At 65.2% G+C, this 11,865-nt stretch carries 14 protein-coding genes; 5 read left to right on the forward strand and 9 right to left on the reverse strand.

Annotated elements, in window-relative coordinates; translation table 11 throughout:
• Window positions 1–25: 25 nt before the first annotated feature.
• Window positions 26–997, reverse strand: coding sequence for a helix-turn-helix transcriptional regulator (locus tag ACQP1T_RS06845; RefSeq protein ID WP_433759094.1), 972 nt, complete (start codon window positions 995–997; stop codon window positions 26–28).
• A gap of 108 nt (window positions 998–1,105) precedes the next feature.
• On the opposite strand from ACQP1T_RS06845, the gene ACQP1T_RS06850 reads away from it, so the two are divergent.
• Window positions 1,106–1,759, forward strand: a complete 654-nt coding sequence (locus ACQP1T_RS06850) for a TIGR03086 family metal-binding protein (protein WP_433759096.1) — start codon at window positions 1,106–1,108, stop codon at window positions 1,757–1,759.
• A 43-nt stretch (window positions 1,760–1,802) separates the two neighbouring features.
• On the opposite strand, the gene ACQP1T_RS06855 is transcribed toward ACQP1T_RS06850, so the two are convergent.
• From ACQP1T_RS06855 to ACQP1T_RS06870, 4 genes are read right to left on the reverse strand one after another with little or no spacing between them, the layout of a single operon-like run.
• A complete protein-coding gene (locus tag ACQP1T_RS06855) occupies window positions 1,803–2,768 on the reverse strand; it encodes a glycine betaine ABC transporter substrate-binding protein (protein ID WP_433759097.1) in 966 nt (321 codons plus the stop codon).
• On the reverse strand, window positions 2,765–3,544 hold the full coding sequence (locus ACQP1T_RS06860; RefSeq protein ID WP_433759098.1) for an ABC transporter permease: 780 nt from the start codon (window positions 3,542–3,544) through the stop codon (window positions 2,765–2,767). Before ACQP1T_RS06860 ends, ACQP1T_RS06855 begins: the two co-directional genes overlap by 4 nt.
• Window positions 3,541–4,704 (reverse strand): ABC transporter ATP-binding protein, encoded by a 1,164-nt coding sequence (locus ACQP1T_RS06865; protein WP_433762019.1) that lies wholly within the window; start codon window positions 4,702–4,704, stop codon window positions 3,541–3,543. The genes ACQP1T_RS06860 and ACQP1T_RS06865 overlap by 4 nt, the downstream gene beginning before the upstream one ends.
• Window positions 4,705–4,726: 22 nt before the next feature.
• Window positions 4,727–5,377 carry an ABC transporter permease gene (locus tag ACQP1T_RS06870; protein WP_433762021.1) on the reverse strand — a complete coding sequence of 217 codons (651 nt, stop codon included), beginning with the start codon at window positions 5,375–5,377 and terminating at the stop codon, window positions 4,727–4,729.
• A 211-nt stretch (window positions 5,378–5,588) separates the two neighbouring features.
• On the opposite strand from ACQP1T_RS06870, the gene ACQP1T_RS06875 reads away from it, so the two are divergent.
• The 3 genes from ACQP1T_RS06875 to ACQP1T_RS06885 all read left to right on the forward strand — a co-directional run bounded on the left by ACQP1T_RS06875 (window position 5,589) and on the right by ACQP1T_RS06885 (window position 8,448).
• Entirely contained in the window at window positions 5,589–6,194 is a 606-nt protein-coding gene (locus ACQP1T_RS06875; RefSeq protein WP_433759099.1) for a CHAP domain-containing protein, read from the forward strand.
• A gap of 237 nt (window positions 6,195–6,431) precedes the next feature.
• Entirely contained in the window at window positions 6,432–7,559 is a 1,128-nt protein-coding gene (locus ACQP1T_RS06880; RefSeq protein WP_433759100.1) for a hypothetical protein, read from the forward strand.
• A 181-nt stretch (window positions 7,560–7,740) separates the two neighbouring features.
• Window positions 7,741–8,448, forward strand: a complete 708-nt coding sequence (locus ACQP1T_RS06885; protein ID WP_433759101.1) for a DUF1906 domain-containing protein — start codon at window positions 7,741–7,743, stop codon at window positions 8,446–8,448.
• Between the two features lie 15 nt (window positions 8,449–8,463).
• Here ACQP1T_RS06885 and ACQP1T_RS06890 read toward each other — a convergent pair whose 3' ends face one another.
• Together ACQP1T_RS06890 and ACQP1T_RS06895 are read right to left on the reverse strand one after the other, a co-directional pair.
• Complete coding sequence (locus ACQP1T_RS06890) at window positions 8,464–8,841, reverse strand: hypothetical protein (protein WP_433759102.1); 378 nt, start codon at window positions 8,839–8,841, stop codon at window positions 8,464–8,466.
• Between the two features lie 117 nt (window positions 8,842–8,958).
• Window positions 8,959–9,726, reverse strand: coding sequence for an Rv1157c family protein (locus ACQP1T_RS06895; RefSeq protein WP_433759103.1), 768 nt, complete (start codon window positions 9,724–9,726; stop codon window positions 8,959–8,961).
• Between the two features lie 446 nt (window positions 9,727–10,172).
• On the opposite strand from ACQP1T_RS06895, the gene ACQP1T_RS06900 reads away from it, so the two are divergent.
• Window positions 10,173–11,399 (forward strand): mannosyltransferase, encoded by a 1,227-nt coding sequence (locus ACQP1T_RS06900; RefSeq protein WP_433759104.1) that lies wholly within the window; start codon window positions 10,173–10,175, stop codon window positions 11,397–11,399.
• On the opposite strand, the gene ACQP1T_RS06905 is transcribed toward ACQP1T_RS06900, so the two are convergent.
• Window positions 11,338–11,634, reverse strand: a complete 297-nt coding sequence (locus ACQP1T_RS06905; RefSeq protein ID WP_433759105.1) for a 4a-hydroxytetrahydrobiopterin dehydratase — start codon at window positions 11,632–11,634, stop codon at window positions 11,338–11,340. The genes ACQP1T_RS06900 and ACQP1T_RS06905 overlap by 62 nt on opposite strands.
• Window positions 11,635–11,688: 54 nt before the next feature.
• Window positions 11,689–11,865 (reverse strand): hypothetical protein, encoded by a 177-nt coding sequence (locus ACQP1T_RS06910; RefSeq protein WP_085998628.1) that lies wholly within the window; start codon window positions 11,863–11,865, stop codon window positions 11,689–11,691.

The following is an 11,865-nucleotide window of genomic DNA, read 5'->3' on the forward strand; positions in this document are numbered from 1 at the left end:
AGCATTGCCGCGACGTTGGATAACGCTACGGTGCCAGTTCGACCGACTCGGTATAACGCCGCGCGAGAGTGCGCAGGTGCGCGACCAGTTCCGGCGGGCCGTCGACCCGGAAGTCCATCATCAGCATGCTCAGGTAGATGGCAATGGTCTCCAGGGCATCCGCGCCGGTCAGCAGGATGCAGGTATCGGCGTCGACAGCCTCCACCACGCCGACGGCCGGATTGATGCGGGCGATCACCGTCTCGGCCGGCGCCAGCACGGTCACCCGGGCATGCACCTGCCAACCCGTGCTGGCGATATGGCGCATGACGAAGGCCACCAGATCGTCATCGGGCAGTGACCGTGCGGCGAAGCGGCGCGACCCCGCGACGGCGCGCTGTACCTGGGCAACGGGAATCGCACGCCAGGAATGGGTTTCGAGGTCATAGGCGACCAGATACCAGCGGCGCTGCCAGTTGATCAGCCGGTAGGGCTCGATTTCGTTGTCCGCGTCGGCATCCGGTCCGATCCGCACGGTGGCGCCGTCGCGGATGGCGCTCGCGAGGGTGGTCAGGATCGCGGCCGGGACCGGGGCATCCGGTTCGCGGGAACCGGTGGTCGCCGGTCCGATGGCGGTCGCGTTGCGCAGCGCGGTCACCTTGCGCTGCAAGCGTTTCGGCAGGATCTGTTCGAGTTTCGCCAGTGCGCGGGCGGCGTTCTGGGTGATATCGGCGATGCCGGTGGAGCCGTCCTCGGCCAGGCCGATGGCCACGGCCACCGCGACGGCCTCATCGTCGTCGAGCAGTAGCGGCGGCATGGTGCTGCCGCGACCGAGCCGGTAACCGCCGATCGCGCCCCGCTCGGCGTGCACCGGATAGCCGAGTTCGCGCAGTCGCTGGATGTCATTGCGTAGCGTCCGATCCGTGATGTCGAGCCGTTCGGCCAGCTCACGGCCGGTATGCGCGCGGTCCTGCAGCAGCGAGAGCAGGCGCAGAACTCGTGTCGTGGTTGCCGCCACCGTCGCCTCCGAAAGTTTTTGGATGAAGTCGATTTATTAGGAACGAAACTAGCCTAATAGCCGCATAGGCTTGGTGACATCAGCAAGAAGGACCGAGAAAGGCCAGCCATGAACATCACCACTGCCGCCGAAGCCACCGCGACCCTGCGCCCGGTCTGGCGCGATGTCCTCGCCACCTCCTACCGCGCGCTGACCGATGTGGTCGCGGGTACCCGCGACGACCAGTGGCAGTTGCCGACCCCGTGCTCGGAATGGGATGTCACGCAGGTGATTCAGCACGCCGCGGGCGATCAGCTCGCGTTTGCCGCGGCGCTCGGTATCGGAATCGGCCCCAGCTACAACCCCTTCGCACCGTCCGGAGCCATCGAGGGCACCGCCGCCGAGTTGGTGCGCGATGCGGTCGAGCAGACCGCGACCGCCTGGGCCACCGTCACCGACGAGACCGAGTCCGTGCCCACGCCGCTGCCGCACGGCGCGCTGCCGACCCCGGTCGCCGCGGTGATGTGCGCACTGGACGCGGCCGTGCACGCCTGGGATATCGCGATCGCGACCGGACAGCCGTCACCGTTGAACGACGAACTCGCCGCTCACCTGCTCACTGCGGCACGGACCATGAATCCGGCTCCCGGCGGTGGGCCGGAGGCGGAAATCGTTGAGCCGCTGCGTCAGTGGGGCGCGTACGCCGCGATCGTCGACGGCGCGGAGGGGGACACCGCGGTCGCCGAGTTGCTGCGCTACCTGGGACGCGATCCGCAGGCCTGATTCGAATGGGTCTGAGCGGGCAGTCTGCACGCTCAGACCCATTTCAGCGAGCAGTGACGAAACCTTCCGCCACCATCCAATCCCGTGCCACCTCGGCCGGTTCGCGGCCGTCCACGTCGACCTGGCGATTCAATTCGGTGATCGCCTCATTGGTCAGCTTCTTCGATATCGGCGCCATGATGTCGGCGACCTGTGGATGCGCGTCGGCGAAGGACTTGCGTATCACCAGTGCCGCATTGTATTTCGGGAAGAAGCCCAGATCGTCCTTCAGCAAGACGAGCCCGAGCGCCGGAATTCGGCCGTCGGTGGCGGCGACCGAACCGAACCGGCACTGCTCGGCGTCGGCGGTCGCCTGATAGACCACCGCATCCTGCACGATCTGCTTGTGCACCTTGCCGACATCGATACCGTACTTGCGCGCCAATCCGGGATAACCGTCCTGGCGCACATTGAATTCGGTGCCGACGCACGTCGCGGCGGCAGCCGGATCGGTAGCGATCAGCCGAGCGTAATCGGACAACGTGACGACACCCGTTTCCTTCGCGGTGTTGCCGCTCATCACCAGCGCGTAGGTGTTGTTCATCGGGGCCATATCCGTCCACACGATGTCGTGCGCGGCCAGGTCCGCGTCGCGAACCGCCTCGAACTGCCCGACCTCGTCGGGAATCGGTGTCTCGTTGCCGAGATAATTGATCCACCCGGTTCCGGTGTATTCGTAGGAGATATCGATCTGACCGTGCAGCTGGGCGTCCCGAACACTGTTGGAGCCCTGGATATTCGTCAGATCCCGTACCTGCGCACCCGCCGCGGACAGCGCGAATTCGATGAGATACCCGAGAATGTTCTGCTCGGTGAAATCCTTGGAACCCACCGTAATCGACACGCCGTCGAGCTCAGGCACCGGCCGAATACTGCCCGGACCCACCCGCAGCGGCACCGCACTCCCGGACTGTAATCCGCAGGCGCTCAATGCGAATACGGCCGCAAGACCCAGTGCCAACGCCCTCACTTCAACCCCCTCGGCCCCAGGTACTGTTCGGCCAATGCGCCCAGCCAATCGACAAGTAGCGCGAGCGCGACCGCCAAGACGGCTCCCACCACCAGCGTGACGTTATCGCGCAGCTTGTACCCGGTATCGATCAGAATGCCGAGGCCACCCGCGCTCACCAGGAACGACAGCGTCGCGGTGCCGACGGCCAGCACCAGCGAGGTGCGCAGCCCGGCAAGGATATAGGGGATGGCGAGCGGAAATTCGATGCGGCGCAATACCGTCAGCGCCGACATGCCCTGGCCGCGTCCGGCATCGATGACCGCCGGATCCACCTGCTGGTAGCCCAGGATCGTATTGCGCAGCACCGGAAGCAGCGAATAGAAGGCGATCGGCGCGACGCCGATCCAGAACCCGGTGGTCCGGGTGGCGAGATAGAACAGCACGATCAGACCGATCGCGGGAGCGGCGGCGCCGACATTGGCGACACCGACGAAAAGCGGTGCAAGACGGCGATATCCGGGCCGGGTGAGCAGTGTGCCCAGCGGCACCGCCACCGCGATGACGATCACCACCACCGTCGCGGTGATCAACACATGCTGCCAGGTGACGGTCGCGATATTGGATACGCTGATACTGGCCTGCTGAGTGGCGGTGAGATCGCGCCGGAATGCCCACACCAGCACACCCGCGGTGAGTACCAGCACGAGCGCGGGCTGGACGAGCAGCCGAATGCGTTCGGCCCGACGCAGTGTCGTCGGCGATGCCGTGGCCGGTGCGGTGGTCGCCGTGGTCATGTCGTCGCATCCGTCTCCGCGCCCGCATGTGTGGCGCGCATGGCCGACAAATGGCCGACGAGCGTATCGATCGTGATCAATCCGGCGTATTCGCCGCGTCGACCGGTGACGACCGCGGTCGCGGTCTGCTCGGCAAGCAACGCCTCCAACGCATCCTGCAGTGTCGACTGCAGCGACAACTGCTCACCGACCGGAGATCCGACAGCGCGCAACGAATCCGCCTGTGCCAGTTGCACCCTCGACACCCAGCGCAGCGGCCGCTGCTGCGCGTCGAGTATCAGTGCCCACGGCCAATCGAGTCCGGCCAGCGCGGCGCGGAGATTGTCGACCGAATCGGATTCCGGTGCCGTCGGGCAGCTGCCGAGTTCGACATCGCGGACTCGGGTCAGGGTGAGCTGTTTGAGCGAGGCATCCGCGCCGACGAAGCCCGCTACTGTCTCATCCGCGGGATCGGCCAGTATCGCCGCCGGTGTGTCATATTGCAGGATTCGAGATCGGTTGCCCAGCACCGCGATTCGATCGCCGAGTTTCACCGCCTCGTTGAAATCGTGGGTGACGAACACGATGGTCTTACCCAGTTCGGATTGCAGGCGCAGCAACTCGTCCTGCAGCAGGCCGCGGGTGATCGGATCGACCGCGCCGAACGGCTCGTCCATCAACAGCACCGGCGGATCGGCGGCCAATGCGCGGGCCACCCCGACACGCTGCTGCTGTCCGCCCGAGAGCTGCCTGGGATAGCGGTGGCGGTAGGTATCGGGATCGAGGCCGACCAGTTCGAGCATTTCATCGGTCCGCGCGGCGACCTTCTTGCGGTTCCAGCCGATCAGACCGGGCACTGTCGCAACGTTTTTCGCGACCGTCAGATGCGGGAACAACCCGGCCTGCTGGATGGAATAGCCGATGCCCCTGCGCAATTGGTCCGGATCGACGCCGGTGACATCGCGTCCGCCGATCGTGATGGTGCCCGAGGTCGGCTCGATGAGGCGGTTGATCATCCGCATGGTGGTGGTCTTACCGCAGCCGGACGGTCCGACCAGGACAACGATTTCGCCAGCTGGGATGGTCAGCGAAACCCGGTCTACCGCCGGATCATGTTGTCCGGGATAGTGTTTGGTGACGTCATCGAGCACGATCTCGACGCCGGATACCGCCGATGTCATACTGTCGCCGCGGATTTCGGTATCAGTCACGTATTCCCCTCGAGGTGGTGAGTCGCCCGACGATGACGAAGATCCCATCGAGGATCAGCGCGAGGACGACGATCAGGATCGTGCCGACCAGCGCCTGCGGCACCGCATTCGGACTACCGAGCCGGGCCAGACCGGAGAAGATCAGATTGCCGAGTCCGGGTCCTTTGGCGTAGGCGGCAATGGCCAGAATGCCCATGATCATCTGGGTGCTGACCCGCATTCCGGTCAGAATCGATGGCCAGGCCAGCGGCAATTCGATGCGTGCGAGTACCCGCAGCCGATTCATCCCGACCCCGCGCGCGGCGTCCACGATCGCCGGATCCACCGAGGCCAACCCGATGATGGTGTTGCGCAGTATCGGCAGCAGGGCATAGAGCACCAGTGCGGTGATCGTCGGTCCGACACCGAGCCCGAGGAACGGAATCAGCAGGCCGAGCAGCGCGAACGATGGAACGGTGAGTATCGCGCTGGCCAGCGCCGTAGCCACCGAGGAGCCGAATGGGCTGCGGTAGACCAGGATGCCGATCAGCACGGCCACGATCGTCGCGAGCAGTATCGACTGCACCACCGCCGAGACATGCAAATACGAATCGGTGACCAGCTGTGCGCGCCGATGCACCACGAACGTCCACAGTGTGTCCAGGGCCGTACCTCCCCGTCGCCCGGTGTCCTCGGAGACTATCGCGTCGGCCACTCGGCCGGGACGAGATTGCAGTACGGCAATCGTCAACTGCCGCTATGCCTTCGAGAGACTGCCCGGTACTCATCCTATTGAAACCCAACCACATTCGCGGGAACCTCGAGGCGAGTCCGTTCGTACTGATGATCAGAAGTCGAAAGCCTGGAGGGGGAGTATGTCCGAACACGAGGTGGGTGAGCGTCGACGGTATTGGTGGCCGGTGCTGGGCCTGGTACTGGTTGCGCTGGTCGCGGCGGGGGCCGGCGGGGTGCGCTGGTGGCAGGAGCGCGCACAGCCCGCAATCGTCGGAGACCGCTTGACCACATTTCCCACGATCGACAGGTCCGGGCTGGATCCCGCTCAGGGACGGATCGTCGCGGTCCTCGAACGCGAATTCAAGGCACCGGGCGACGGCCCGAAGTACGCCGAGGGGGCCGCCGAACCCTGGTGCGCCGACTTCGTCAGCTGGGTGCTGCGGGAGGCGGGTGCGCCGCTGGCCAATCCGAATTCCGGCTCGTGGCGGATTCCGGGCGTGTACACGCTGCAGGAGTACTACCAGGGCGCGGACCGCTTCGCGCCGATCGGTTCGGGATATCAGCCGCGCACCGGTGACGTGCTGCTCTACGCCGAGGGGAGCCCCTTCACCCAGCACACGAATTTCGTGCTCACGGCCGCGAACGGGACCGTGACGACCATCGGCGGCAATGAATTCGGTCAGGTCGCCCTCCACCGTTTCACACTCGCGGAGGTGCCGGGGGTGGTGGGATTCGGTCGTTTGTGAATAGGGTTGGTATCAGCCCGTCTTCCCAGTGGCTGTGCATTGTCGGCGGGTCCTCCGCCAGCACTTACCATTGACTAGGCGGCGCCCGGCAGCGCCGTCTTTCGGTCCCTGTCCTGCTACCCCCTCATCAGCAGGACAGGGACCTCCGGGTGGGGGCATGTCGGCCCGACCTCGCCGAAATCTGCGTCGCGTACCGTGTCGGTTGTCCGTTGAGAGGTGAGGGTTTCGGAAACTCTGATGCTGCCAATCGAGGAAAAGACCGATCATCCGGTATGGATCGACTACGCCGACTTCGGGGAACGGTTCGTCACGCACGCGGTGACGGCCGAACGGATCGAGGCCGCGGTCTCCGCGATGACCGATCACGGCATCGCAATCGGCCCGTTTTCTCTCGGACCGGTGGGTTTGGCCGGATTCATGGCCGAGGGCAAGGTGGGCAGGCCGGTCATTCTGCGCAACGGCCCGCACGTCACCTTCGAGGTGACCGTCCCGCTGACGATGTCGGTGAAGGTGCTGCTCGGCGGGCGGAAAATGCGGCTGGAGGCGGTCGCCGAAATCGATCTCACCCTGCATGCGCGCACCGCCGACCCGCTGCTCATCGTCATCGATATCCCGCCGATCACCTCGCGTGATGTCAGCTTCGTGCTGCGCGCCCAAGCCATCGACTCGGCCTGGGAATGGTTGCTCGATCCGATCGCCGGGGTGGTGCAGCGCGAGGTCGCCAATCGGGTGAATGCGATGCTGGCCGAACCGCAGGCGCGCCGCGGGCGCGTCTTCGACGTCGAGGCCATCATCAACGGCGTCCGTTCCGAGCGCGTCGACCAGGCCGAATTCGACTGGATCGGCTACGACGAATTCGGACATCAGTTCTTCTCTCGCATCGTGACCCGCGATCGGGTCTTCGAATTCGTCGAGCAAATGGCTGGCCGTTCCATCGAGGTCGGGCCGCTGCGCACCGGACCGCGCGACTCCGCCACCGTCACGGTGCATGGCAATGTTCGAACGCCGCGGCTGACGGATCGCTCGGACGAGCCGGTGTCCTTCGATCTGACACTGCCGGTGAGCCTGGATATCACCGTCGACGTGCTCAAGGCCAACCACTATCGCGCCGATGTCGAGATACCACTGGTGCTGACCGCGCGGGCGGCCGATCCGCTGCTGATCGTCGTCGATGTGCCGCCGCCAGCACCCGATGACCTGCGGCTGGAGTTCAAGGCGCACGGCATGCGGGCGGCCACGCTCGGTGCGCTCGCCGGTATCAAGAAGCAGGTCGTCGCGCAGGTGGCCGAGGTGGTGCGCGCCGAGCTCGGCGACAGTTCCGGTCGCACGATCGATGTCGCGGCACGCATCGATGGGATCGCCTAGAACCCGCCCCTTGACCTGTGTGGCAAGTGTGAAGTCCTGTTTCCAGTGGGTCTAGCGGTTCCAATGTGAATATGGTGAAATTAGTGCACGTTCGAGGCTCCCGGCGCGCAAGTGAACCTTGGGGAAGGTGCGCCGGGCACGCTACCTGTCCATGGTCGGGGTTGCGCGAAGGAGTCCTGCGATGCGTTCCATTTCTGTGTCTCGCCGCAAGTTGTTCGCCTACACCGCCGCGGCCGCCGCCGTCGGAATCGCCGCCCCCCGCGCTTCGGCGGCCGGTGTGCTCGGCACCCTCGTCGACTACGCGGGCGGCGTTCCGTCCGCGGGCGCGATCCTGGATGACGGTCACCTCGGCGTCATCCGCTACGTCTCCGATCGCCGTCCGGGCGCCGAATGGATGGAGGGGAAGCCACTGCGCGCCAAGGAGGTCGACCAGCTACACGCCGCCGGACTGACGATCGTGTCGAACTACCAGTTCGGCAAGGGCTCGACCGCCGACTGGCGCGGTGGTCTGGAGGCGGGCAAGAAGCATGCCGACCGTGGCCTGGAACTGCATCTGGCCGCGGGCGGTCCGGAGAACCGCCCGATTTACGCCTCCATCGACGACAATCCGACTCCTGCCGATTTCGCCACCATGATCGCGCCGTACATCCTCGGCTGGGAGTCGGTGCTCGGCAAACAGAACGTCGGCATCTACGCCAATGCGCCGACCATCGAACTGGCACGCGCCGCTGGCCTGGGTTCCTGGTACTGGCAGCACAATTGGGGCACGCCCAAGGGTTTCGTACACCCCGCCGCGCACCTGCACCAGATCGAAATCGACAAACGCGCCATCGACGGCATCGGCGTAGACGTCAACAACATCCTCGCCGCCGAATACGGCCAGTGGTGAACTAGCGGCTCGAGATCAGGTCTGACAGTGGCAGGTGGGGGCGAGGCGGAGTTCGGGTTCGTCGTCGGGGACGACGCGGAGCGTCGGGCGGTTGTCGGGGGCCTCGTGGTCGCCGCGCCAGGAGAACAGCGACCAGCGCGAGATACCGGAGAAGGCGGAGCCGAGGCTGCCGATCGAGAAGGACGAGATCACCGAGCCGAAGGAGCCGACGGCCCCGATGGACAGCACCGAGCCCACACTGCCGATCGATAGGATCGAGTAGGCCGAGCCGATGGACAGGATCGAACCTTCCGAGCGGATGGACAGGATCGATCGACGCGATCGCCTGCTCCGGATCGAGTGACCCGGGCGGAGCGTGGGACCGGACCGAAGCGAATTATCGACAGTCGCCATGGCTTTGGTCTACCACAGTCCTTTCACGACGGTGCACTATCGCCGCGATTCGCGTAGGTGTGTCAACAAGTGCGAAGCCCGGTGACCAATAAGGCCACCGGGCTTCGAGAGCGTCAACTAGGCGACGGTGAAGAAGCCGAGCGTCGGCAGGAACGAGCAGGTCCGTGGGTCGGCATCTTCGGCCTTGGTGGTCAGCGAACCGCCGACGACCGCGACGACCCGGCCCGAGCCGGTGTTGACGATCGCCGAAAGCGTTGCCGGACCGTCCGGGTTGATATGCGCCTCGTCGGTCAGCGGCTGGACGCCGGACTGACGGGTGTCGAGGTTGAGCCACTGGACCGTCATCGGCGGATTCTGTTCCGGGGTCGGCGACTTGGTGCCGAGTGCGGTGAATACGAATCCGGTCTGACCGGCCTGCGGTCCCGGCGGCGGCAGCTCGGCCGGGCCGGGGACGGCGAGTGCGGTGCCGATCGAATCGGCGCCGGGGCCGATGCAGCCCTTACCGATGGTCGGGTACAGGAACTGGGAGATGGCCGGTCCACCCTGCGGGACCTCCGGGCCGCCGCCACCGCTGCCGTCCAGGAAGGTGATGATCCGTTCCAGCGTGGACTTGATCTGCGGCGGCAGGTTCAGTGCGTTGAGCAACGCCCGGACCTGGTCGAGGATTGCGTTCTTCGGGGTATCGGCGATCGGCTTGGCATCGGCGGGGCCGGCGATAGCGCCGACGATGGCCGGGGCCAGCGAGGCGAGCGCATCGATCGGGACGCCCTCGGGAACCATCGGAATGGTGTTCCTCGGTGCGACGGGGGCGGGGGCCGGTGCCGCGACTGCCGTCGACGGCGCGGCGAGCGAAGCGCTCGCTGCGATGGCGAGCGCGGACAACATGATCCGCGATCCTCGGGTGCGAAGCACTGGTCTAGCCGTCCTTAACCTCGGGTACATCACAGGAGCGATGCAAAAAGCCATCGTTTCGGGGTCACTCTAGGGACAAGAGCGCCATGTTGTACAGCCGACGTGCCCCTAGTTCTGTTGTGGACGATCAGTGTTATCAGACGCTAGCGCTTTTCTGGTGTTGCCAGAGTGAAAGTTGATGCAAATGTTATCAGTGTTTCTCGGCTGCTCGGCCAGTTGTGCGGTACGCAAGCTACCTTCTCCGGACCGACCCCGCACGCTGCGCGGATAAGGCATGAGCCGAGTCGTTCGTGGCCGAACCAGCCACCTCCGGTGGCTCGACTGGTCATGCCGGGTCGGTCCAGGGGATTGATGGGATCTCTCGCGCCGGCGGTTAGGCTAGTCGCAGCCTTCCCGGAACCGACTCGAAAGCCTGCGAATTGAACCGAAGCCTCCGATTGGCTGTGCCGGTGCTCGGTCTGTCCGTGTTGGCCAGGCTGCTGTGGATGCTGCTGACGAAGAACGGGATGAATCTCGTCGATCTGCACGTCTATGTCGACGGTTCGGCGGCCCTGCTCACCGATCGTCTCTACGACTTCACCTACGCCGAGAAGACCCCGGACTTCCCGCTGCCGTTCACCTATCCGCCGTTCGCGGCGCTGGTCTTCTTTCCGCTGCACTACTTTCCGTTCACCGTGATCGCGGTGCTGTGGCTGCTGGCGATCGTCGTCGCGCTGTATGTAGTGGTCTGGATCGCCTTCGAATTGATCCTCGGCGCGGAGCGGATGCGCGAGTCGCGGTGGCGCACGGCGGCGGTGTGGTGGACCGCGATCGGCATCTGGATGGAGCCGGTGCGGACCACGATCGACTACGGCCAGGTCAATGTGTTCCTGGTGGTCGGGGCCATGCTCGCGGTGCGCAGTTCGCGATGGTGGCTCTCCGGTGGCCTGGTCGGTGTGATCGCGGGAATCAAACTGACACCGGCGATTTCGGGGATGTACTTCGTGGCGCGGCGGCGGTGGGGGACCGCGGTGTGGTCGGCGGTGGTTTTCGGTGCGACGGTCGGGGTCAGCTTCCTGATCAACCACAAGGAGGCCAAGCGGTACTTCGGCACGCTGCTCGGTGACGCGGATCGGATCGGTCCGGTCGGCTCGGTCTGGAATCAGTCGCTACGCGGTGCGCTGAGTCGTCTGCTCGGCCATGACGTCCAATCCGGGCCGTGGTGGCTGGCGGCCGTCGTGGTGGTCGCCGTCCTGGCGTTCTTCGCTTGGCGCGCACTGGGTCCCGACGATCGGTTGGGCACCCTGATCATCGTGCAACTGTTCGGGCTGATGGTTTCGCCCATCTCGTGGTCGCATCACTTCGTGTGGCTGCTGCCCACCGTGATGTGGTTGGTGTACGGGCCGCTGCGGCAGGCGCCCGGCGCGCGGATACTCGCCGCATATTGGTTGGTCACCACCCTCATCGGCGTGCCATGGGTGCTCTCGTTCGCCCAGCCGTCGATCTGGACGATCTCACGGCCGGGGGTGCTGTCCTGGCTCGGTGCCGTCGACGTGCTCGGCGTGCTGGTGCTCTACGGCTGGGTGATCTGGTCCGGACGCATGGTCAATCGGATTGCGCCGCAAGCCGATCTATCTCGCGAGCCAGCGACACGTCCAGCGCGGTGAGTCCGCCCGAGTCGTGGGTGGAGAGGGTGAAGGTCACCCGACGCCAGCGGATATCGATATCCGGATGATGGTTCCTGTTCTCGGCGACATCGGCGACCCGGCGCACGAGTTCGATGCCCGCCGGAAAGGTCTTGGCCTCGATCGTGCGGGTGATGGCGTCGCCGGACCGGGTCCAGTCCGACAGTTCGGTCAAAGCTTCGGTGAGTTCTGCCTCAGTTAATTTCGGAGCGCTCATATCCGAGTTGTACCCCGCGTGCCGGAAAGGCATCAGCGAATCCGGTTTCGTCGATCAGGCGGCGCGGGCCTTCTTGAGGCCCTTCTTCAGTTCTTTACCGCAGCAACCGGCCGCTTCCAGGCGTTTCATCCGCATGATGACAACGGGGCACTTCAAGCAGCGCGTCTTCTTGCGACAGCACTTCTTCTTCGGTTTGAGGCTAGAAACCTTCTTCGCCTTGACCTTGCCCAT

Origin of the sequence: Nocardia sp. CA-135398, from assembly GCF_050955845.1 — a bacterium.
GTDB lineage: Bacteria > Actinomycetota > Actinomycetes > Mycobacteriales > Mycobacteriaceae > Nocardia.